The sequence below is a fragment of the Bacillus cereus group sp. N24 genome (genome assembly GCF_016483345.1).
Taxonomy (GTDB): domain Bacteria; phylum Bacillota; class Bacilli; order Bacillales; family Bacillaceae_G; genus Bacillus_A; species Bacillus_A toyonensis.
Window position 1 is genome coordinate 84,277 of sequence record NZ_JAEHCA010000009.1, and the last position, 23,664, is coordinate 107,940.

Here is a 23,664-nt window from a genome sequence, read left to right on the forward strand (position 1 = left end):
CATTATTTTCATAAAGTAATATATCTTATGATAACTTGTTTTAATATGGTATGCAAAGAAAAGGAGAAGGGGGAAATATAAAAGAAAAAGCAATCAATATCACATTGATTGCTTATAGTAAAGGTGAAATCAGTCGCATAAAGGACTCTAATATTCTTTTTTTGATACTTCTTTTTTGGAATGAGTTCCATTTAATTTCAGTAGAGTGTTTAAAGTCTTCTTCAAAATCGCATTTAATATCATGAACGGTTTCTGATTCATAGAGTACGCTAATAATTTCATAATTTAATTCAAAGCTACGTACATCCATATTTGCTGTTCCGATTGTTGCAATTTTATCATCAACGAGTACAATCTTTGCGTGCATAAATCCATCTTTATAACTGTAAATAGAAGCACCGGCTTTTAAAAGTGGAGTGAAATAAGATTGAGATGCTTGATCGCTAATAATACTATCACTCTTACCAGGATATAAAATGCGTACATCTATGCCAGATATTGCACTTAAGCGTAATAATGTTAAAGTTTCTTGATCCGGAATAAAGTATGGTGTAGCGATCCAAATAGATTTTTTGGCTGAGCCCATAACAGCTAGTAATGTATTACGAATGCTTTTATCATCTGAGCTTGGTCCACTTGCTACAATTTGCACCGCACCTGTTGCATCCAAAATTTCTTTTCCTGGGAAGTATTGTCTATTCATAAATTGATCCCAAGAATAAGTATTCAATCCACTAGACGCATAAAGCCAATCTTCTAGAAAGATGGCTTGTAATTTATACAATGCTTTTCCTTCTATTTTTAAATGACTATCACGCCAAACAGGGAATTTTTTTGAGCGACCAAGATATTCATCACCTACGTTAAGCCCTCCGGTAAAACCAATTTCTCCATCTACAATGACGATTTTACGATGATTACGATAATTAACTGTCTCCAGTAACCAAGCTGAAAAAATAGGGTCAAATTCGACAATTTCAATTCCAGCTTTTTTCATAGGTTGTAAAAATCGTCGTCTTAACGTATTACTTCCGAGTCCATCATAAAGGAAGCGTACAATAATACCCTCGTTTGCCTTTTGTATTAAAGCATCTCGTACTTTTGTACCAATCTCATCAGATTTATAAATATAGTATTGAATATGTATGTGATGTTTTGCATTCTCGATTGCTTGCAAAATTTCTGAAAAGGTTTGATCGCCGTTTGTTAAAAGTTTTGTCGTCGTTCTATCTGCGGCAGGCCCGCCTCCAAATTTTTGTACGACTTCTGTTAAATGTATGGAACGTTCATGTAATGGGACTGTGAGTGATAATTCTAGTCGTCTTCCTTCTAATATTTCGCGGAATAATTTTCTTTGTTCTTCTGAACGATGGAGATGTTTTTTTCTTCTCCAACGGCTACGCCCGAAAATAGAGTATAAAAGTACACCTACAACGGGAAGAAGTGCTAATACTAAAAACCAAGCTAAAGTACTTTGGGGAGATCTATTTTCTATAAAAATAACGAATGAAATTCCTACGATTGTGATGGACCATAGAGCACCGACAAACGTATATAACGAAATAACCGATGTATTTAATAGGAAAAGAACGATAGATACGATTGTAAATATTAATAATAATTGAACGATAGGTTTCTTCATTTCTATATAATTCCTCTAATCTTTCTTAAATATAGACTTCTTAAATAGAAGATATAATCTGACATCCTTATTATAAAGTGTTTTGTTTTTTTTACAAAATATAGACATTTGTCCTATACTTTCCGCATTTGTCCTACATACAGTATATTGTTACGTTGTTATCCCGTTATTTGCTGGGTAGTAAAAATCCCATCTCAAAATTCGATGAGTGCAAGGAAGTTAGGCGGGAAATGATTGTCCATAAATGCCCGATTGATTTGGGCTAATAATCAGTGGGGGAGGGACAAAGCCCGCGCCGATTAAAATTTCACTTTGAAAGGGAGAGGTGAATAATGAATTATATAGAAAATAACGGAGTGTATTATCGCAATCATAATGGAGGACACCATCATAATGGAGGACACAACCATTATGATCATCACCATCATCATCACGGTGGTGGATGGGGCTGGGGTGGAGGCGGCTCATGGGGCGGCGGATTTTTCCCAGGAAGTTTTGCGGGAGGTATGTTAGGTGGGCTTACAGCAGGTGCATTAACGGGTGCAGCGAGTGGAGGTTATTATCCAGCACCGTACCCAGTAACATATCCAGCACCATATCCAGTTCCATACCCAGGTTATCAGCAAATACCATATCAGTATTAAACAAAAAAGAGGTTATCCTCTTTTTTGTTTAATACTATATTTATTTATGAAATACTTCCAAAATAAAGGTAAAAATATGTTAATATTTTATTATTGTAATTCAAAAACATATATAGCAATTTAAACTTTTATATTATTATTCGTGAATAGTTATATAGTATGTTCTAATGTCTATTTTGCTATTAAAAAGCATAGAGGTTAGACGCGAGTGGAATGAGTAGGAAACAAGGGTTGCATAGAGCAAGTTAAAGGAATGCGGTATAATAAGGCAAGCTAATTAGGGAGATGAGAAGCTACTAATTATAATTGGAACGTTATTATATTGCTTTTTTTTACAAATAATATTATGTTATTTTAATCGGCATAATTCAAAATGTGATGTATGTAAAGGGTTATTATTAGAAAATGAAATATCTCTATTTCTATGAAAAGAAACAAGTTGTGTTTTAGTTAGATAGGAAGCAAGGAGAGATGCGCATGCTAGAACAAAGAGGTCATGCATTATATGACTCTTCATTGCGAGATTTAAAGTTAGCATTAGATGAGTCTTCAATTGTTGCAATTACAGACCGAAAAGGTCTTATTACATATGTAAATGATAAGTTTTGTGAAATCTCCAAATATAAAAGAGAAGAGTTAATAGGAAAAGATCATCGTATTTTAAATTCAGGATATCATCCGAAAACTTTTTTTCAAAACTTATGGAAGCGTATTTTGAATGGGAAAGTATGGAGAGGTGAAATCCAAAATCAAGCAAAAGATGGTACATATTATTGGGTTAAAACCACAATTGTTCCATTTTTAAATGAAAAAGGAGAGCCGTATCAATTTATCGCGATCCGAAATGACATTAGTAGTAGAAAAGAAGCAGAACAGAGATTACGATTGAGTGAAAGCCGTTATAGGGAACTTGCATATCATGATGCTTTAACGAGTTTACCGAACCGATTACAGCTAATAACGACTGTTAATGAGCTGATTGCAGGGAAAAAGGAATTTGGCATAATATACTTTGACTTAGATCGTTTTAAATTAGTAAATGATACGTTAGGTCATATGATAGGAGATTTACTTTTAAGCGAAGTTGCTTCACGGTTGCATTATGTGTTAGGAGAGAAAGATGTTCTGGCTAGGCTAGGTGGCGACGAATTTGTGCTGTTAACAAATGAACATACACAAGATGAGATGCGGCAGTTAGCGACATCGGTATTGTCATGTTTTCAGGCACCATTTATGCTTGAAGGTCATGAAGTATACATTTCAGCTAGTCTAGGACTTTGTTCATATCCACAAGATGGACAAGACGTGGAAACACTATTGAAAAATTCGGATTTAGCTATGTATAGTGCGAAAGAACAGGGAAGAAATGCGGCGTGTTTCTTTACAGATGAGTTACGTGCAAAAATAAATCGTAGAATGAAAATCGAGTTTGCTTTGCAAAAGGCAATTCGTGATGAAGAATTAGATGTAGTATTGCAACCTATCATTGATTTGAAAACGAAGAAATATACTGGCATTGAGGCTTTAGTGCGCTGTATGACAGAAGAAGGGCCTATTTCACCAAGCGAATTTATTCCAGTAGCTGAAGAATCTGGACTTATTATAAAATTAGGAGATTGGGTATTAGAAAAATCGTGTCGCCTGTTTAAAACATTACCGGATTACCAAGAAGGATTAAGGTTATCTGTGAATTTATCCATACAACAATTAATGCAGAAGCGTTTTATTTTGTCTGTACGTAGCATCTTAAGGAGAACTGGTTTTCCTCCGAATCGTTTAATTTTAGAAATAACGGAAAGTATTGCTGTTCGCCATTTTGATTATATTATCGCTACATTACAAGAATTAAGAAGTATGGGCGTATTAATTGCTTTAGACGATTTTGGAACTGGCTATTCCTCATTGTATTATTTAAAACAATTGCCACTTGATATCGTAAAAATTGATCGTAATTTTATTCGTGAATTTCATTATGATCATGCACAGCCAGAAAGAACGATTGTAAAATCTGTTATTGAAATTGCCCATAGTTTAAATTTAGCAGTAGTTGCTGAAGGGGTAGAAACGGTAGAACAAGAAAGTTTATTACAATCCATGGGCTGTGACTATGTACAAGGATTTTATTATGCAAAACCTTTATCCGTAGGAGAGTTAAAAGAAAAGTTAATTACGGATTTTTAATAGAAAAGAGAAGCTAAAAGCTTCTCTTTTTTTAATTCGTTTTTTGTGAGTTTTTCATTAATACGGGATAAAGAATAAGACCTAATATAAACAATCCAATTCCTAAGAAGAACGTTTTTAAATCAGCAGTTCCCGTTTTGATAACCCAAATAGAGTATACAAATGCTAATGTAGTAATAACCCCGTCTTTTATTCGAGATCCTGGCATTATATCATACGTTTCTCCTGTAATAACCAATTTAAATTGGTACAGAGTAGAAACAAGGTATGGAATTAAATAAGCTAATGTTGCTACAACGATAGCGAAATTATATGCTTCTGAAACAGTGCCAGAAATCGTTGAGAATAAGAAGATTTGTGTCATCACATTTGTAATAAATAATGATTTTGAAGGACTACCCTTTTTATTTGTTTTACTGAAAAACTTAGGGAAAAGTCCATTTTTGGCAGCCTGGTAAGGTACTTCTGAACTAACAACAATCCAGCCAACAGTAGATCCAAATAAAGATACAAGTGCTAGTAACGCCATTATATATGCGCCTTTATTGCCGATTGCTAAATTTAATGCGTCTACTAATGGTTTTTGAGACTCTTTTAAAGCTTCTTGCGAGAGAGCTCCCATTGTAAGTAAAGTAATTGACATGTAAATAATAAGAGCAATAATTAGGCCGAAAATTGTAGCTTTTTTTACATCACGCTGTGATTTTGCGCGGTTAGAAAGCATAACTGCTGATTCGATGCCGATAAACGCCCAAAGTGTTGCAATAGCAGCTGAATTGATTTGTCCACCTAACGAGATGGATTGTCCAGCTTCATTCATAAATGTTTGACCGTCTCCGAAATTAGAGGCGTTGAAAATGAATAATGTAATCACAATAAACATTGTAAATCCGATAATTTTTGCAATGGTAGCAAGAAGATTCATATTTCCAGCTCGATCAATATTTTGAGAAAGAATATATTGAATTCCCCATAACATAAGGCTACATACTAGAAAAGTTAACCCTTTTCCTAGTTCTAGTGAAAATCCATTTATTGAAAAGAGAATTTGCTTACTTTGTAAAACTGGAAAAAATGTTGATAAATATCCAGCAAAGGAAATAATAACAGATGCTGTTGCAGCCCAGTTCGCAGCCCAATATCCCCACGCCATACTATACCCTGCAACTTTACCTGCTTTTTTTGAAGGAAACATCGCTTGAGCGTAACTTTGTGGTCCTGCTTTTAATTCTGGTTTTCGAATTGCTAAATTTCCAAATACGAGTGCAATCATAAATACGCCAAGTCCTGTAATACTCCATGCGAGTGTAGAACCCATTGGACCTGATACTTGTGCTAAATTTGCTGGGAGCATAAATACGCCACCGCCAACCATATTCCCGATAACAAAAGCTGTTAAAACCCATAATCCCCATTTTTTCGTTTCCATTTTTGTTAACTCCTTTGTAGTAAGATTTGCTTAAACATCATTTTTTACTAGCTTTTTGGCAATAAAAAAAGAGCCATGTAGATAAAAAATACCTACATGGCTCTTCGCCAAAGCGTAGGTACAACGGGAATAACCCTTGTACCTACGCGTAAATTTTCCGCTAGGTTTCAAGGGTTACGTATGATGATGATGTTTTTGTGCAAATGTAACTACAATTGTTGTATAAGTAAGCATAGTTCTTTGCTCCCTTTCTCCTCTGATTTTGAAGTTAGTATACTACATGTTTTTTTGAATGAAAAGAAAAATATAAAAACTTTTATAAAAATACGTTTTAGAGATTAAATATTTACCTATATTTTTCTTGTACTGGAAAATAAGTGAGAGATTGGCAGAAGAGTGTAGCATGGTATAATACATATAGAATTAGAAGGTGACAAGGGGCTATTGTAGATGACGAGTAAGTATGAGCAAATTTATATAGAAATCAGTAAGTCTATTGATAATAAGCACTTAAAAGAGGGATGCAAAATCCCATCAGAAACAGAATTAATGAAGCAGTATGAGGCAAGCCGAGGTACTGTAAGAAAAGCAGTAGATTTATTGCAAGAGCGTGGATATGTGCAAAAAATTCATGGAAAAGGTGTTTTTGTATTAAAGCGAAAAAATATTGAGTTTAACTTCGGTGGCATTGTAAGTTTTCAAGAAGAAAATGAGCGTCTAGGACGTCATTGTATTACAGAAGTCGTGGAAATGAAGAAAGAAGAAGCGACAAAAGAGGTTGCAAAATTATTAAACGTGAAAGAAAAAACAGAAATAGATCATATTAAACGTGTACGAAATATTGATGGAGAAAAAGTAATTTTAGATATAAATCATTTTGTATCTGAGTTTATTCCAGGATTAACGAGAGAAATTGCAACGGCATCAATTTATAAATACATTGAGAAAGAATTAGGGCTACATATTAGTTATTCGCAGAGGGTAATTGAAGTGCAGCCGTGTACAGATGATGACCTAAAGTATTTAGATTTAAATGGCACAGATTATGTTGTCGTTGTGAAAAACTTTACTCATTTATATGATGGGAGTCAGTTCGAATATACGGAATCACGTCACCGCTTAGATATTTTTCACTTTTCGGATGTGGCGCGAAGAAAGTAAAGAGGTGAAACGAAATAACGTTTCATCTTTTTTTTATAAAAAAAACCACCAACTCGTATATACGAGTGTTGACTAACTTATATATACGAGTTAATATGTAAGTGTAAACGGTATCAAAAAAAGAAAAGAGGGACGGGAATATGGGGAAAGACTATCGTAAAACAGCAGAGGAAGTGTTGCAGTATATTGGTGGGAAAGACAATATTGAACAAGCTGCGCACTGTGTAACGAGGCTCCGTATCGCTTTAAAAGATGAAAGTAAAATAGATAATGATAAATTACAGTCTGTTTCATTAGTAAAGGGAGCGTTTCATAATGCTGGGATATTTCAAATTGTAATTGGTCCAGGGGATGTAGATCGTGTTTACGCTGAATTGATAACGCTTGCAGGTATGAAGGAAGCGACAGTGGCTGACGTGAAAGATTCTGGAAATCAAAAGTTAAATCCAGCTCAAAAGTTTGTAAAAGTATTTTCAGATGTATTTATGCCGATATTACCAGCAATCGTCACAGCTGGTTTACTAATGGGGATTAACAATTTATTAGGGGCAAAGGACTTATTTTTTGATGGTAAAAATTTATTAGATGTTTATCCGAATTTAGGTGGGCTTTGGGATTTAATTAATATGATGGCCAATACAGCATTCGTATTCTTACCAGCACTTGTCGGTTGGTCAGCAACGAAGCGTTTTGGTGGTAGTCCAATACTAGGTATTGTTATGGGCTTAATGCTTGTGCATCCGGCCTTATTAAACGCCTGGGATTATGGCAAAGCAGCGACTGGTTTAGAAGGTCAAAAGATTGAGTACTTCAATATTTTAGGATTGTTCCAAATTGAAAAGGTAGGATATCAAGGTCAAATTTTACCGGTGTTAGTAGCAGCATTTGTATTGAGTAAAGTAGAGATTTTCTTAAAGAAACATGTACCAAATGCAATTCAATTATTAGTTGTACCAATTACAACAATCGTTGTAACAGGTGTGTTAGCATTAGGAATTATCGGTCCAGTTACACGTCATATTGGAGATTTATTAACAGCTGGATTAGTAGGCGTATATGAAACAGTACCAGTAGTTGGAGCAGTATTATTTGGAGCATTATATGCACCGCTTGTAATTACAGGTATGCACCATATGTTTATTGCAATTGATCTACAATTAATTGCACAGCACGGCGGTACATTTATTTGGCCGATGATTGCTCTTTCTAACATTGCGCAAGGTAGTGCGGCACTTGCAATGTTCTGGATTTCTAAAAATCAAAATGATAAAAGTATGGCATCGACATCAGCAATTTCCGCGTACTTTGGGATTACAGAGCCAGCGATGTTTGGTGTTAACTTACGAAATAAATTCCCGTTTTATGCAGCAATTATAGGATCTGCTGTGGCAGCAATATTCATTACATTAAATGGTGTATTAGCACCGGCTATCGGAATTGGCGGATTGCCAGCATTTATTTCGATCATTCCGAAATCGATTCCAATGTTTATTGTAGGAATGATTATCGCAGTTGTAATCCCATTTACGTTAACATGGTTATTTGCGAAAAGAGTTAAACAGAAGTAGGAGGAAGTTAAACATGAAGGATTGGCATAAAAGTGTAGTCTATCAAATTTATCCGAAGAGCTTTAATAGTTATTACAATAAAGAAACCGGTGATATAAAAGGAGTTACAGAGAAACTAGATTATTTAAAAGAACTCGGAGTGGATTATATTTGGTTAACACCGATATACCAATCACCACAAAATGATAATGGGTACGATGTAAGTGATTATTATAGCATTGATCCATCTTACGGAACGATGGAAGAGTTTGAAGAGCTTCTAGAAAAAGCAAAAGAACGTAACATTGAAATTATGCTTGATATCGTTGTAAACCATAGTTCGACGGAGCATAAGTGGTTTAAAGAAGCGAAAGAAGATAAAAATAGTCCATATCGCAATTATTACATTTGGCGTGATGAAAAAAATAATTGGCAGTCTAAGTTTGGTGGATCGGCTTGGAAGTACGATGAAAAGACTAAGCAATATTTTTTACATCTATTTGATGAGACACAAGCAGATTTAAATTGGGAAAATGAAAAGCTTCGTGAAGAAGTTTATGATATGATGCACTTTTGGCTTGATAAAGGGGTAACTGGATTCCGCCTTGATGTTATTAACTTAATTTCAAAAGACCAACGTTTCTTAAGCGATGACGGAAGTACTGCGACAAGTGATGGACGTAAATATTATACGGATGGTCCGCGTGTTCATGAATATTTACAAGAGATGAATCGAAATGTATTTGAAGGGAAAGAGGTAATTACAGTTGGAGAAATGTCATCGACGACAATTGATAATTGCATTAAATACTCAAACCCTGAGCGCAATGAACTGAGTATGACGTTTAGTTTCCATCATTTGAAAGTAGATTATCCGAATGGTGATAAGTGGACGAAAGCTGATTTTGATTTTATTAAATTAAAAGAAATTATGTCTAACTGGCAAATTGAAATGCAAAAGGGCGGGGGATGGAATGCATTATTCTGGTGTAACCATGACCAGCCTCGCATCGTGTCACGCTTCGGTGATGATGGGAAGTACCGAAATGAATCTGCGAAAATGTTAGCGACAGCTATGCACATGCTGCAAGGAACGCCTTACATTTATCAAGGGGAAGAAATAGGTATGACGAATCCTAAATTCGAATCCATCGAGCAGTATCGTGATGTGGAATCGTTAAATATATATGATATAAAGCAGGAAGAAGGCTTATTAAAAGAAGAGATTATAGGGATTTTAAAACAAAAATCGCGTGACAATTCTCGTACTCCGATGCAGTGGAATGAAGAGGTGAATAGTGGTTTTACAACAAGTGCCCCTTGGATTTCAGTAGCTGAAACCTTTAAAGAAATAAACGTAGAGAAAGCATTACAAGATAAGGAGTCTGTATTTTATCATTATAAAAAGTTAATTGAACTTAGAAAAACTTACGATGTTATTACAGAAGGAGAATATGCTATTTTAGATGAAAATCACCCTAAGATTTGGGCATATACACGTACTGTAAATAATGAAGTATTACTTATTATTAATAACTTCTATGGAGAAGAAATAACGTATTCTGTACCAGCCCATGTTCAATTAGATGGAATGAAACAAGAAGTACTACTGTCGAATTATAAAGATTCCAGCAAGGATATTACAAAACTTAACTTAAGACCATATGAATCAATTATATATCGATATACGAAATAAAAGGTTGTATGCCCACGCGGCATACAACCTTTTTATTTTAAGACACCACTATACAAAATATTTACGTCTACTTCTGGTTTGAATTTTACTTTTGCATAATCTTTATTCCAATTTTTTTTCTTCCATAAGTCAGGATGATATGCGATAAGATGTCTTCCAATACCGAAAGCATCACAATTTGCTTTTTGTAGTTTGTTTGTTATTTTTTTCGCTTCTTTCGTAAGTTGTTTCGATAAGTCTTTATTTAGTTTTTTTCGTTCTCCCATTTTATAAATATTATCTCTTGGGGCTTCAAGTGCTATTACTTTTAGTTGGAGCTTAATGTGAGCATAAACATTTCCTTTTTTATCTGTTGTTATTTTTAAGTCTCGTTTTAACTTTCGATTGCTAATTTCCATTGTTAAATAATCAGATGTTTTCTCTGATTCATCGCTAGTAAGTTTTTGGGTTATACGGGCACTTGTTCCCATTTTTCCGGTTAATAATACGAATAAAACAGATTGTTTCAAAGGTAAATGCCCAGTTAGTTTATCATTGTTAAATAAAGCTAACCCGTTTGTAATTACTTCTTTTCCTTTTATTTTTATAGAAGGGAGGGTAAAGTCTTTACCGGGATCTAACATTTTTGTAGCAGCTGTTTCTAAAGTTTCTTTTGGAAATACACTCATATCTTCTAAGCTTTTCACTTTTTTCTTTAGAAAATCTCCAATTAGTAAATTTCCTACTTTCTTTTTTTCTAGTATCTCGGATGTTTCACCCTCTACTGCAATAAGTTTTACTAAAGCAGTTGGGTTTGTTGGGTCCCGAAAGCTGACATCTAAATAGGGTAGTATACCCTTTTTTAGAATTTTGGTTCCTAGTAATTGAACACCATATTTGAAGTAGCGAATATTACCAGTCACATTTTTTTTTAGGGCATCGCTTGTATCCCGTATGTTATACCCGTTTGCTGAATGTATTTCATTCTCGAATGAAGATTGCTCTCCGCTTGAACTTTTTACGAGTTCAAGCGTTTGCTGTAGTTTATTCTCTTCCGTAATATCATATCCAATACTATAAGCTAATCTCGCTTCTCTTAATGGTTCTTGATCCCAACAGCCAGAAAGGAATGAACTAGTACATAATATAAAAAATAATTTAACCCTTTTTTTGAACATACTGTTCTCCTTTCTTCTTTCTTATTACTGAATAAAGTAGAAATAAAAGAGGGAGGACAACGATGAAAATATAGGTGAACTTATCAGTGAAAGTTGCAATTACTTTTAATTCTTCAGGTGTATCTATAAATAAGGCTACACTAAACGCAATAATTCCAACGACTGGAACAGCTTGTTTATGATTAGCAAGATTGAATATATGTCCAATTCCGATAGAAGCAGCGCAATAATAACTAGCAATAGAAGCTACAACTGTTATCATCCAAATTGGTATGAATAGTAAATCAGTTCGGTCTATAATCCCGATATGTAAAGAGTGCAATAAGTAAGCAACTGGTTCTGGAATAAGCTCAACTTGCTTTGGACTAAATACGATAAAGTAAATCCAAACAGTAAAAGTATAAAAGAGAGTCACAAATCCATTAGCGATAGAAATTGCCTTTAGTTTTGCCACAGCAGTCCCATTTACTTTTGGGAAAGCGATAAGAATAATTTCAAAACCATACATAGCTGTAATTGTTTCTTTGGATGCTTGAATAATATTCCACCATCCAGCTTCTGTAATGGGAAAAATATAAGAAAAGTCAGCCCGTGAGAGCCCAAGTCCAATTAACAGTGCCATTGGGAAAATAAGAATAGAAGCCATGACATAAAACCGTACGATGACTTTAAATGTGTTATAGGCTACATAGCAACAAGCTATTGTAAATAGTATGAGAATGGCAGACCAAGGAGTTGCTTGTAATATCCAAACTTTAATGACATTACAAGCATTTAACATAACCGTCATACCGATAAGGGTAAAATAAAAAACATAAGCAAAACCTAATAGTTTTCCAAATTTATTACCAAATAGCATACAAACACTTTCATACATATCAGCATCAGGAAATCGTTTTAAGAAAAGCCACATAAGTAAAATGATAAGTTGAATGGCAAGCCCAGCGATGAGAACAGAAATCCAGCCACCACCTTTCGCTATCGGGTGAAGACGATTTGGTAGAGAAAGGATACCAACCCCGATTTGGCATTGAATAACGAAAAAAGTAAATTGAACAAGTGAAATTTTACTTTGCGTGTTTGTCACCGTTCTCATCCTCTCTCGTTACATGTTGTCGTTGCATTTTTTTCGGCTTTGGATCATGAGGTCGTTCCCAAAACGACCAAATTGGAAGTCTTACAAAAGAATCTTTCATATCCTTTATCCGCATTGGTGCAAGGGGAGAAAGGTAAGGTGTATGAAAAGAATGGAGCTGACATAGGTGAACGAAAGTTATAATTAGACCGAATGATATTCCTACATATCCGAATATGGCAGCAAGAATCATTAATGGAAAACGAAGAATACGAACTGCTGAACTCATATCGTTTGATGGAACGAGAAAAGATGAGATTGCAGTTAAAGCTACAACGATGATCATCGTATAAGAAACAAGTCCGGCTTTTACAATCGCATCACCAATGACTAAACCACCTACAATACCGATTGTTTGTCCAACGCGGCTCGGCAGACGAATACCAGCTTCCCGTAATAACTCGAAAATTAACTCCATTAAGAGAGCCTCAAAAATGGGGGGAAGTGGTACTTTTTCTAATGAAGCTTTAATTGTATAAACGAGTTCGAGTGGCAACACATCAGGATGAAAAGCAACTGTTGCGATATATATAGCTGGTAAGAGAAAGGCAATTAAAAAACTCACTAAGCGAATCATTCGGACGAAAGAACCGACAATCCAGCGATTATTATAATCATCAGGTGATTGATAGAAAGCGAATAACGTAACAGGTACGATGAGCGCTGTTGGGTCTCCGTCAGATAAAATAGCAACTCGTCCTTCCATTAAATTAGCGGCGGTTCTATCTGGGCGTTCTGTATTTAATTGCTGCGGAAAGGGTGAGAAAGATGTATCTTCTATAAATTCCTGTATGTAGCCTGGTGGCATGAGTGCGTCTGTCTCAATCATTTCCAATCTTCTTTTTACTTCTGCAACGAGATCGTCATTAGCTATATTTTGAATATAAGCAATTGCCACTTTCGTGTGCATTTCTTCACCAAGTGTGAAATATTTAACGACGACATTTGGGCTTTTTATGAGTTTACGAATAGAAGCTAAATTGGTTGCTAAATCTTCTACAAAACCGGTATGTGGTCCACGTACAATGCCTTCATTATCCGGCTCTGTTATATCTCTTTTTAAAGATAGAGCTGTTTCGAAAATACAAAAACTATCGACATGTTCATGAAAATATAATGATTTTCCTTGTAATAAAAGCTGCACCCCATAATTTAAATTCGTTTCTTTTTTCATATTTAATGTGGAAAAAGCTTTATCTAAAGCCAAATCTGACCGTGTTAATAAAGGTTCAAGAGCTAATTGATGAATTAAATTTGGATCTGCTAAAGATTCGATATATATAATCGTTCCTTTTCCGTTTTGAAAAGGGATATCTAATTTTTTTATATCATCTGAATGACAGAGTTTATTTTCAATGTAATTAATATTTTCCGGAAGCGATGGAAACATATGCTTTTGATTTTCACTCTTTTGTTGTTCTTTTTGCTCTGTCATAATTTCCACCTCTTTTAGAATAAAGTCGCTTCTGTTAATTTTTGCTTTTTGTGAGAAATTTATGCTTGGATTATTTGAAAATAAGTCGCTTGAAAGTTACGTTACGTCATCTTTTAAACTAAAGAAAATGAGAAGTAGGGGATGAAAAGAAAGTATATATTAGATTAGCGGTGTTGATATAAATCTTTTGTACTATAGAGGATAAGCCTAGCGGTATAAATAATTACATCATTCGATGAATAGGAAATTTATGAAAGGCAATTTATACTATTAGTATTGTGTCTTGCCTTTTTAGGTGCAGTACACAGCCGGTGATTGGCTAGTGGAGGTTCTTCCATTTTGCCAGTGCCGGTTTTTTATTGGATAATAGAGAAAATAAAGTTCTATAAAGAAAGAAGGGGTTGTTTTGAAAGCTGTAAATTCTATCTTTATGAGAGAAAAGATTGCTAGTTCTTATCTTTATTTTATTTCTTTTCTTGGTTTGATTACTATAACTATATCTTTACTTGAAATTAAAATCCCTTCTCATCCAACAATACTAATATTGTTATTAATATTTATGGGGATTGCAGAGTATTTTCCTGTACGATTTTGGAGAGGGACTAGCTCGCTTACCTTTCCGATAATTTACGCTATGAGTTGGCAGTTTGGAATCCATATAACTATTATTTCTATTGTACTCGTTACGCTAATTATTCACCTGCACCGCCGTTCACCGATACAAAGAATGTTATTTAATAGTACTCAGCATGCACTTAGTTTAATCTTGGCCGAATGGTTTTCAAACAAATGTATGTCCTTATTAATTAACAAAATAGATATATCAGTTCTGTATGGAAATTTAATATCTTTGTTATTATTTTGCGTGTTTTTTTGTTTTTTCAACAATCGTTTTTACGATTTGTTAATGATACTCCTTCCGCAGCCATATTCAATCTATCAGTGGTATAAAAAAACTGTAACGGTATTTCTTTGCGAAACTTTTGGTTTCTCTTATGCGGCACTGATGCACGTATTAATTAGTACATATAGTGTGGAAGTAAACGAGATTACAGTACTGTTTTTCTTTTTTCCACTTGTAGCAACTTCCGTTATTAGTTCTTTTTCTGTACGGATAAGGATGGAGAAGGAACGATTATATGAGTTATTTCTTATTACGACCGAAATTAGTCGAGGATTAACCGGAGGAAACTTGAAACATATTAAACAAGCACTTAAAGGCTTTTTTGGCATACAAGCATATGTAATATGGACAAAAGATGATGGGAACTGGAATATTCTATTAAAAGATGGGAAAGTCCGCCTAGATGTATCTGATGATTCAGAAAAGTATGAGGCGTTTGAGGAACTTTCTAAAAATCTTGTATTTAATGATTGGAAAATTGGTACGGCTCCTGGAGATGAAATATTTGATAGTGTTATACGCTCACTTGTATATTTTCCTCTTATAGTAAATGATGAATTAGTCGGAATGTTTGTTGCAGGGAAAAGTAGAAATGCGGGTTTCTTTCCGGAAGATGTACAGTCGTTAGCTACATTTTCTAACCAATTAGCTAACGTTGTTAAAACAAGGATATTGATTTCTGAACAGGAAAAAAGAATGATCTTAGAAGAAAGAAATAGAATCGCCCGTGAAATTCACGATGGTATTGCGCAAACATTAGCCGGGGTGATATTCCAACTAGAATCCGCACAGAAAAAATACCGTGATAAATCAAAAGATATGCAGCAAATAGTAGAGAAAAGTATAAAAGATTTAAGAGGAAGCTTAGGAGAAGTTCGCTATTCTATTTATGCTTTAAAACCATATCCGACACAACAATTAGGGCTAAAGCAGGCGATAGCAAGTAAAATAAAATCTTTAAAACAAGAATATGAACTAGATATTACATATCATGAAAGAGGTCATGCACGTGCGCTTAGCTTTTCAAAAGAAAGGGTTATTTTTGATACATTACAAGAGAGTTTGCAAAACATTGTAAAACATGCACAAGCAGACAAGACTGATGTTTTACTTAGTTATCAAAGTGAGCACGTGCTTTTAAGGGTTAAGGATAATGGGATTGGCTTTTCACTATTTGAGTCTATGGTTAAAACGAAGAATGAGCCACATTATGGTATATTACATATGAATGAACAAGCTGAACAATTAGGGGCTACTTTACAGATTGATAGTTCTGTAGGGAAAGGGACAAAAATTACACTATTAATTCCAGATTCACAAACAAGGGGTGCGTAAAATGATTAAAATATTAGTAGTGGATGATCATGCTTTTTTACGAGACGCAATTCGGAACATACTAGAGGATGAATCTGATATGAAAGTGGTTGGAGAAGCTAGCTCTGGGGACGGAGTATTGGGAAAAGTAGAAGAATGCAGACCAGATTGTATTTTGATGGATATTAATCTTCCGGGGAAAAATGGGATTGAAGCTACAGAGTTGGTGAAAAAAAATTATCCGAATTGCCGAGTACTTGTGTTTACAATGTATGAGCATGATGAATATTTAATGGATGCACTCCAGGCTGGTGCTGATGGTTATTTATTGAAAGATTCATCATCGGAGCAGGTAGTAGCAGCAATTCGGATGTTATATCGAGGGGATTCAGTTATTCATCCGCGTATGACTAAAAAATTAATTACATATCATCAGCAAAAAATGAAATTAGAATCAAATGAAAATGAACTGACGGAACGTGAAAAGGAAATTCTTTTTGAATTAGTAAAGGGACTTAGTAATAAAGAAATCGCTGAAGCTCTATATATTAGTGATAAAACAGTTAAAATTCACATCAATAAAATTTTTAAAAAGCTAAATGTGAAAAGTCGATCGCAAGCGGTGATTTATGCTGTTCGAAATCAATTGGTTCCGTTGGATTAAATAAGAAATGTTTAAAAGAACTATCATGTTTATTTATTCTTTATTACAAAGAATAAAGAGCAAGATAGTTCTTTTGTACTATGTAGGTATAGAATCATTAGAAAAAAGATACTCCTTTTGTTCAATTTTCAGAAAAGTCAGAACGTGGAATAATAAATATAGAATTATATTTTAATCCTATTAATAATTCATTTTGTGAAAATCTTTTATTGAAAATAAATGATGGGGGGCTTTTATAGAGAGTAAAGTAAGTGATTAGCTATATAGGGATGGTAGTAGTGTTGAAAATTCTTAATGATGCAAAATAAAAGTTTAAGATTAATAGAATTTTCAATGATAAATGGGAGCTTAAGAATCAATTTGGTTAGAAAAATAATTTTAATAGTGGGGAGATGCAATATGAAACGAGGGAAATTTGGAAAGGTTCTTATTGGAACACTAACAGTTGGAATGTTATTGTCCCAAGGAATTCCATATAACGTATTAGCTGAAGAGGTAAATACATCTAATTTAACTGGAATTGATGATGTAAATGCTATCTTGAAAGATCTTACAAAGGAACAACGTAATGCTTTGAAAACGTTAGATACAAAACCGGGTTTTGTTATTTCACCAGGTATCAATACAGCAAGTCCTAATAATGTGAATGTGATTATAGAATTTAAGCAAGCACCTAGTAAGATTGAGGTGTTAAAACAAGCGGCTAAAGGGAAAAAGTTAGCTCTTTCAAATGCGGAACAAAAGGTAGAGGCATCCCATAAAGGATTTAAAGCAGAGCTTGAACAGCTTCAAAAGAATAAAGATAAAGGGAAGAATTTTAAATCTGCCAAAATAACAAGAGAATATAAGAGTGCTTTTAATGGTGTGGCGATTTCGTTGCCTGCGAATATGATTGAAGACTTAGTTCGCACTGGTATTGTTAAGCGCGTATGGGAAGATCATGAGGTTAAAATTGATTTACCGAAAGAAACAGCTAAGGCGGCTGTTGAACCAAAAATGGCAGATAGCGTACCACAAATTGGTGTGGACAAGCTGCATGCTGAAAAAATAACAGGTAAAGGAATTAAGGTGGGTGTACTGGACACAGGTATTGATTACAACCACCCGGATTTGAAAGATGCATATAAAGGATATCGTGCAAAACAAGGTGAAGATCCAAGTAAAATAGATCCGAACTCAATAAAAGGATGGGATTTTGTTAATAATGATGCTGATCCAATGGAGACAACGTATAAGGATTGGCAAAATTCTGGGGGATATCCTGAAATTTATGATGGAAGTGCATATTATACATCCCATGGAACTCATGTAGCTGGGACAATCGCTGCAGACAAAAAGAATAATGTTGATTACGCGGTTACGGGAGTCGCTCCAGATGTAGACTTATATTCATATCGCGTATTAGGTCCGTATGGAAGCGGACAAACAAGCGGTATTCTTGCTGCAATTGATAAAGCAGTAAAAGACGATATGGATGTTATCAATTTATCATTAGGTGCGTCTATTAATGATCCTTTATATCCTACTTCTGTCGCAGTGAACAATGCGATGTTGGCTGGTGTTGTTACAGTAGTAGCAGCTGGTAATAGTGGTCCGGAAGAAGGTACCATTGGATCACCTAGTGCAGCAGCACTTCCAATTACAGTTGGAGCCAGTGACGCTGCAATGACTATCCCAACGTTCTCCGTCGATGCAGGTGATTTACATGTGGATAAGATGATGCTACTTGGAAAAAGCTTTACTGATAAGATTGAAGATTTGAAAGGTCAATCCTTATCGGTTGTATATGCAGGACTTGGGAAAACAGATGATTTTACAGGGACAGATGTAAAAGGAAAGTTAGCTCTTATTCAACGCGGTGAGCTTACATTTGATGAAAAAATTAAAAATGCTAAGGAAGCAGGCGCAAAGGCGGTAATTGTATACAACAATGTAGATGGGGAAATTACAAGTTATCTTGGAGAAAGTACTTCATCTATTCCATCGTTCCGCTTAACAAAAGTAGATGGTGAGAAATTGCAAGCAAAAGCTGTACAAGGAGATGTGTCGTTAGCATTTGGAGAACTTAGTAATATAAAAACAGAGGGAGATCACTTAGCTGATTTCAGCTCCCGCGGTCCTGCAACTAAGACGGATGATATTAAGCCGGATATTGTAGCGCCAGGTGTGTCTATTTTCTCAACTGTTCCTGAATATATTAATGATTCAAAAGATGGAGAAAATTATCCGGTAGCGTATGGACGTATGTCAGGTACATCTATGGCAACTCCTCATACTGCAGGGGTAGCGGCACTCATTTTACAAGAACATCCAAACTATAATCCATTTGAAGTAAAAGAGGCACTTATGAATACCGCAGTTGACTTAAAAGAAGAGCGTTCTGTATTTGAGGTGGGCTCAGGACGAATTGATGCATATCGTGCAGTTCATGCAGATACATCTATCGAGGTTGTCGATAAAACATCAAACGTTGTAGATGATGAAGAAGTAGAAATTGAAGAAAAAACAGGCTCTATTGCATTTGGGTATAAAAATCAACTTGAAAATGGACCTATTAAAGATAGTCGAAGAGTCTTAATTAAGAACAGCAGTAAAACTGATGGGAAAGAGTTTAAATTAGAAGTAGAGTTTTCACCTACAAGTGTAGGTGTGCAAGATGCAGCGAAGAATGGTGTGAAGCTAAACGTAAAAGATTCTATCAAATTAGCTCCTGGTACATCAGAGGAAATTAGCCCTGAAATTATGATTCCAGAAAACGCTGAATTTGGTAGATATGAGGGATATATTCATATTTCAAATAAAAACAATGAAAAAGAAGTATATCAAGTACCATTTGCAGTTAAATTCACAGAAAAAGGGATTGCGTCTGTAGATTTACTGAGAGATGCAATGGCAACAGATGCATCTAAATTCCATCCATTTATGGAAAGACCAAGTTCGCCTTTGACATTTAAATTAAATAGTCCTCTTGAAACCATTGATGCAGTTGTGAAGGACCGAAAGACAGGGAAGGCATTAGGAGTCGTTGGTACACTTAACGCAAGTAGTCTAACACCGAATGTTGAATATATGATGTTTTCTGGTATCGGAGGGTATGTACTTCCATTCACAGGAGATCCAGCTCATCCAATTGGGGATAAACCTGTTATGTTGCCTGATGGAGATTACGAATTGAACTTTGTTGGATATGATAAAGAAGGTAAATCGTATACAAAAGGCGATAACATTATCATTGATAATGTTATACCTGAAATGAAATTTATGGATGTACAACCTGGTATACACGAAGTCAATGATTCTATGTTTAAAGAAGAAGACGGCCAGCGTGCATTATGGGTGCATGGTAATATTTATGATTCTACAGTAGACGCATTAAAAGCAAAAGGCTTGCAGTATGATCAAAAAGCGAATCAAATTGTATATTATCAAAACTCAGCCTTCCCATCAGGTTGGTTGAATACAATTCAAGCAAATGGTGATTTTAAATTTGGAGTACTTCCAGAGGAAATAAATGAGCCGTTAAATTTAAAATTATTTGGATATGACCTCGCAACTGCAGGGAATATGGCAACGGGATTTAAAGATTACGTCTTTGTAAAAGAAGGGACAGAATATGCTGTTCCAAGCTATAACAAAGATAAAATAAAATTGGGCGAAAAAATTACGTTAACTTTGAGCCTCAATAATGTAAAGCAACTTATGACAGGTACATTTGAAATTCCTTATAACAAGCAGCTATTTAAATTTATAGATGTGAAACCAAATTCAGCACTTACGGAATATGCAAAACAACATGGATTAAACTTGAAAGTAGAAGATCCGGCTATAAATACAGAAGAAACTTGGGAAAACAAGGTGAAAGTTGGCGCGTCATTGGAAGGAAAAGAATTTAAAGGACTAGATGGAGATACACCATTTTTAGATGTTACATTTGAAATGACAAGCGATGAATATTTTAATGATGTAACTGCATTTGGAGCAGATAAATTCTCTTACACAAAAGCTGGTACATCAGAAGGTATTGAAATTCCTGTGTTTAAGGATAAATCCTTCTCTATTATTTCGAAGCATTCAATGATTACAGGATATATTGGACCAGAAGCATTTTTACATGAAGAGGGATATTTAGGTAAGAATGATTATACAAAATTAGGAGTAAAAGTGTACGCAGTTGGCAAGGATGGAAAGAAATATACAGGAACGGTTAGTGATAATGGACAATTTGAAATTCATAATGTTCCTGTAAGCGATAAGGAATACGATATTTTCGTAGAAATGCCAGGTCATTTAAATAGTAAACTGACAACCAAAATAGGAAAAATGCAAGACGGAGAATTAGTGGGACAAAACTTTAGAGCTGATATGGATGACAACCTTGCAGGTGATGTAAACGGCGATAAAATGGTAGATATTCAAGATGCTAGAATAGCAGCTTTATCGTATGGAAAAGGAAAAGTATCTGTAAAAGATGGAGATATAAATCAAGATGGTGTTGTGGATGAAACAGATATTCGTTTTATTGAGAAAAACTTCTTGAAAAAGGGTCCAGATGCTAAAGAAAATCAGAAACCGAAAGAAAATGTAGGGCCAGTGACGTTAGAGAAAATCTTACGCTCGATTGGTTTAGAGCCAAAAAAATAAGGGGATACACTTCTAAGGGAAACTAAACGATAAAGCAATGAACACAGAAAAAATGGTTTTTGCTAACAACGAACCGGTAATGATTTACTGTAACATTACCGGTTATTTAAAAAATAGCTATTTGAGTACATGAAGAAAATAGTTTAAAGCTAGTTTGCTTTCGTTATGGGGCAAGGTAGTTGCTTAATTAATATTGTTTGTGGGATGAAAATAAGGTTGTTGTTTGAACTTTAAAATAGGGGGGCTTGTGAAATGAGTATTAAGAAAAAACTTGGTATGGGTGTTGTAACTGCAGCGCTTGGTCTATCTTTAATTGGTGGGGGAACATATGCGTATTTTAGTGATAAAGAAGTATCACAAAACGCGTTTGCAGCGGGTACTTTAGATTTGAGTGTTAATCCTGAAGTTGTTATTAATGTCGACAATATTAAACCGGGTGATGAAATGGAGCGCGGTTTTCAATTAGTTAACAAAGGAACCTTAGCGATAGGAGACGTGAAACTTCTTACAGATTATAGTGTTATTGATGCTAAAGGAGATAATGGAAATGCTGATTTTGGTGATCATATCCGTGTTGATTTCTTATGGAATTTGGATAAAAATGAGGTTCCAATTTGGTCTACTACATTATCTGAGTTAAAGGTAGCTACGCAAAATGGAAGTATTCCTGATCTTGTACAAAAAGGTGTTGTAGACCGGGAAGGAAATGGACTTGCTCCTGGTGATGATGATACTTTCTATGTAATGTTCACATTTGTAGATAATGATGAAGAACAAAATGTATTTCAAGGAGATTCATTGAAATTAAATTGGACCTTCAATTCAATGCAGACAAACGGTGAAGAGAAATAAAGGTAAATGTTATATATAAGAATGAATTGATGAAGAATTGAGAAATAGTATTTTTAATAGTGTAAAGGTTGATTTAGTGAATCAACCTTTTTTGTTTTTAGATTTCTTTATGTGTAGAGATTGCATTTTTATAGTGGGCATAACGGTACTTTTCACATTCATAGCAGTACTTCTAACATTTATGTCGAATTAAGAAGATATATAGGAGGGATACATATGGAAATATCTGTAGAACGAGTTTTTACAAAAGAGATTTTAACAAGAGCTGCAAGTTTGTTTCATGTGACTGTAGAAGAAAAGCCACTTGGAGATTTTGAGAATTATATTTTTCAGGCGAAGGGTGATAGTGATGAAGATTACGTATTACGTTTAACGCATTCTTCCCATCGTTCTAAAAAAGAGGTAGAGGCTGAACTAGATTTTTTACGATATGTTGCGGAGAACGGTGCAAAGGTAGCGGGACCTCTTTACTCAACATCTCAAAATCTTGTAGAAGAAATTGTAGTAGAGGATGGAACTTTCTTTTTTGCTTCCTTATTTACATACGCAAAAGGTGAGCAAGTAAAAGGAGAAGGATCGCCATATTGGGGAAATGCTTACTTTGAAGCGTGGGGAAAAGCGATTGGACAATTGCACCGCCTTACAATGAATTACCCTAAAACTGACTACCGTGATACGTGGGAAGAGGATGAAAGTAGTATTGTTAATGAATTAGAAGATGAGAACGTGAAAGAAATTGCAGCTGTATTAATGGAGGAAATAAATGCTCTTCCAATTGAAAGAGAAACATTCGGCCTTATGCATGGTGATATTCATCCAGGCAATTTTCACTATGATGGAAAAGAGTTAACAATCTTTGATTTTGATGATGCGGCCTATAATTACTTCATTCATGATTTGGCAATGGTTCTTTATTACTCTGTTCTTTTTACACCGTGGACAGTGGAAGAAAAGACGACATTCGCTCGTAAACAGTTACAAGTGTTAAGAAAAGGGTACGAATATGAGCACAGGCTGGCGGATAGTTGGTATGAATCGTTACCGTTATTTTTACGTTTACGTGATATAGGTTTGTATGGCACGCTCCAAAAGAAATTTAAAGGGAAAGATATGCCAGATCATTTCAGAGAATTAGCTGAACAACTATATGAAAGAATTATAAAAAGAGAAGCGATTGTGAATATATAATACATTCATGTGAAAACAAAGTATATAAAATAAATATATACTTTGTTTTTTTATACAAAAATATGTTTATTTTA

The 23,664-nt window shown here is 34.8% G+C and carries 15 protein-coding genes; 10 read left to right on the forward strand and 5 right to left on the reverse strand.

Features of this window, described 5'->3' with window-relative positions; genetic code table 11:
- Positions 1 to 112 precede the first annotated feature (112 nt).
- On the reverse strand, positions 113 to 1,642 hold the full coding sequence (locus JDS95_RS15300; protein WP_000743021.1) for a cardiolipin synthase: 1,530 nt from the start codon (positions 1,640 to 1,642) through the stop codon (positions 113 to 115).
- Positions 1,643 to 1,974: 332 nt separating this feature from the next.
- Here JDS95_RS15300 and JDS95_RS15305 point away from each other — a divergent pair, with 332 nt between their 5' ends.
- On the forward strand, positions 1,975 to 2,286 hold the full coding sequence (locus JDS95_RS15305) for a hypothetical protein (RefSeq protein WP_001106418.1): 312 nt from the start codon (positions 1,975 to 1,977) through the stop codon (positions 2,284 to 2,286).
- Between the two features lie 477 nt (positions 2,287 to 2,763).
- Positions 2,764 to 4,467: a putative bifunctional diguanylate cyclase/phosphodiesterase gene (locus JDS95_RS15310; protein ID WP_000893352.1), complete on the forward strand. Its 1,704-nt coding sequence runs from the start codon at positions 2,764 to 2,766 to the stop codon at positions 4,465 to 4,467.
- Between the two features lie 31 nt (positions 4,468 to 4,498).
- Here the strand turns inward: JDS95_RS15310 and JDS95_RS15315 are convergent, their stop codons facing one another.
- Positions 4,499 to 5,896, reverse strand: a complete 1,398-nt coding sequence (locus JDS95_RS15315; protein ID WP_000448439.1) for an amino acid permease — start codon at positions 5,894 to 5,896, stop codon at positions 4,499 to 4,501.
- A gap of 450 nt (positions 5,897 to 6,346) precedes the next feature.
- Here JDS95_RS15315 and treR point away from each other — a divergent pair, with 450 nt between their 5' ends.
- The 3 genes from treR to treC all read left to right on the forward strand — a co-directional run bounded on the left by treR (position 6,347) and on the right by treC (position 10,300).
- A complete protein-coding gene (gene treR, locus JDS95_RS15320) occupies positions 6,347 to 7,057 on the forward strand; it encodes a trehalose operon repressor (RefSeq protein WP_199690609.1) in 711 nt (236 codons plus the stop codon).
- A gap of 140 nt (positions 7,058 to 7,197) precedes the next feature.
- The gene (gene treP / locus JDS95_RS15325; RefSeq protein ID WP_000513928.1) at positions 7,198 to 8,625 is read left to right on the forward strand and encodes a PTS system trehalose-specific EIIBC component; all 1,428 of its coding nucleotides are present in this window, start codon (positions 7,198 to 7,200) and stop codon (positions 8,623 to 8,625) included.
- 13 nt (positions 8,626 to 8,638) lie between these two features.
- Complete coding sequence (gene treC / locus JDS95_RS15330; RefSeq protein WP_144467539.1) at positions 8,639 to 10,300, forward strand: alpha,alpha-phosphotrehalase; 1,662 nt, start codon at positions 8,639 to 8,641, stop codon at positions 10,298 to 10,300.
- Positions 10,301 to 10,332: 32 nt separating this feature from the next.
- Here treC and gerKC read toward each other — a convergent pair whose 3' ends face one another.
- The 3 genes from gerKC to gerKA are packed head-to-tail and all read right to left on the reverse strand — an operon-like array spanning position 10,333 to position 14,027.
- Positions 10,333 to 11,457 carry a spore germination protein GerKC gene (gerKC, locus tag JDS95_RS15335; RefSeq protein ID WP_000474021.1) on the reverse strand — a complete coding sequence of 375 codons (1,125 nt, stop codon included), beginning with the start codon at positions 11,455 to 11,457 and terminating at the stop codon, positions 10,333 to 10,335.
- On the reverse strand, positions 11,438 to 12,544 hold the full coding sequence (locus JDS95_RS15340; RefSeq protein WP_199690610.1) for a GerAB/ArcD/ProY family transporter: 1,107 nt from the start codon (positions 12,542 to 12,544) through the stop codon (positions 11,438 to 11,440). Before JDS95_RS15340 ends, gerKC begins: the two co-directional genes overlap by 20 nt.
- Positions 12,525 to 14,027 (reverse strand): spore germination protein GerKA, encoded by a 1,503-nt coding sequence (gerKA, locus tag JDS95_RS15345; protein WP_085451043.1) that lies wholly within the window; start codon positions 14,025 to 14,027, stop codon positions 12,525 to 12,527. The genes JDS95_RS15340 and gerKA overlap by 20 nt, the downstream gene beginning before the upstream one ends.
- 406 nt (positions 14,028 to 14,433) lie before the next feature.
- Between gerKA and JDS95_RS15350 the strand changes: the two genes are divergently transcribed.
- From JDS95_RS15350 to JDS95_RS15370, 5 genes are all read left to right on the forward strand, one after another.
- Positions 14,434 to 16,266 (forward strand): GAF domain-containing sensor histidine kinase, encoded by a 1,833-nt coding sequence (locus JDS95_RS15350; RefSeq protein WP_199690611.1) that lies wholly within the window; start codon positions 14,434 to 14,436, stop codon positions 16,264 to 16,266.
- Position 16,267: 1 nt separating this feature from the next.
- On the forward strand, positions 16,268 to 16,909 hold the full coding sequence (locus tag JDS95_RS15355) for a response regulator (RefSeq protein ID WP_000590661.1): 642 nt from the start codon (positions 16,268 to 16,270) through the stop codon (positions 16,907 to 16,909).
- Positions 16,910 to 17,308: 399 nt separating this feature from the next.
- A complete protein-coding gene (locus JDS95_RS15360) occupies positions 17,309 to 21,550 on the forward strand; it encodes a S8 family serine peptidase (protein WP_199690612.1) in 4,242 nt (1,413 codons plus the stop codon).
- A 252-nt stretch (positions 21,551 to 21,802) separates the two neighbouring features.
- Positions 21,803 to 22,402, forward strand: a complete 600-nt coding sequence (locus JDS95_RS15365; RefSeq protein ID WP_000023361.1) for a TasA family protein — start codon at positions 21,803 to 21,805, stop codon at positions 22,400 to 22,402.
- Positions 22,403 to 22,618: 216 nt separating this feature from the next.
- Complete coding sequence (locus JDS95_RS15370) at positions 22,619 to 23,590, forward strand: phosphotransferase enzyme family protein (protein WP_085451040.1); 972 nt, start codon at positions 22,619 to 22,621, stop codon at positions 23,588 to 23,590.
- Positions 23,591 to 23,664 lie beyond the last annotated feature (74 nt).

Excerpts from the sequence above, each read along its gene's own strand:
- JDS95_RS15300 (WP_000743021.1), bottom strand. The coding sequence starts at position 1,642 with ATGAAGAAACCTATCGTTCAATTATTATTAATATTTACAATCGTATCT.
- JDS95_RS15305 (WP_001106418.1), top strand. The coding sequence starts at position 1,975 with ATGAATTATATAGAAAATAACGGAGTGTATTATCGCAATCATAATGGA.
- JDS95_RS15310 (WP_000893352.1), top strand. The coding sequence starts at position 2,764 with ATGCTAGAACAAAGAGGTCATGCATTATATGACTCTTCATTGCGAGAT.
- JDS95_RS15315 (WP_000448439.1), bottom strand. The coding sequence starts at position 5,896 with ATGGAAACGAAAAAATGGGGATTATGGGTTTTAACAGCTTTTGTTATC.
- treR (WP_199690609.1), top strand. The coding sequence starts at position 6,347 with ATGACGAGTAAGTATGAGCAAATTTATATAGAAATCAGTAAGTCTATT.
- treP (WP_000513928.1), top strand. The coding sequence starts at position 7,198 with ATGGGGAAAGACTATCGTAAAACAGCAGAGGAAGTGTTGCAGTATATT.
- treC (WP_144467539.1), top strand. The coding sequence starts at position 8,639 with ATGAAGGATTGGCATAAAAGTGTAGTCTATCAAATTTATCCGAAGAGC.
- gerKC (WP_000474021.1), bottom strand. The coding sequence starts at position 11,457 with ATGTTCAAAAAAAGGGTTAAATTATTTTTTATATTATGTACTAGTTCA.
- gerKA (WP_085451043.1), bottom strand. The coding sequence starts at position 14,027 with ATGACAGAGCAAAAAGAACAACAAAAGAGTGAAAATCAAAAGCATATG.
- JDS95_RS15355 (WP_000590661.1), top strand. The coding sequence starts at position 16,268 with ATGATTAAAATATTAGTAGTGGATGATCATGCTTTTTTACGAGACGCA.
- JDS95_RS15360 (WP_199690612.1), top strand. The coding sequence starts at position 17,309 with ATGAAACGAGGGAAATTTGGAAAGGTTCTTATTGGAACACTAACAGTT.
- JDS95_RS15365 (WP_000023361.1), top strand. The coding sequence starts at position 21,803 with ATGAGTATTAAGAAAAAACTTGGTATGGGTGTTGTAACTGCAGCGCTT.
- JDS95_RS15370 (WP_085451040.1), top strand. The coding sequence starts at position 22,619 with ATGGAAATATCTGTAGAACGAGTTTTTACAAAAGAGATTTTAACAAGA.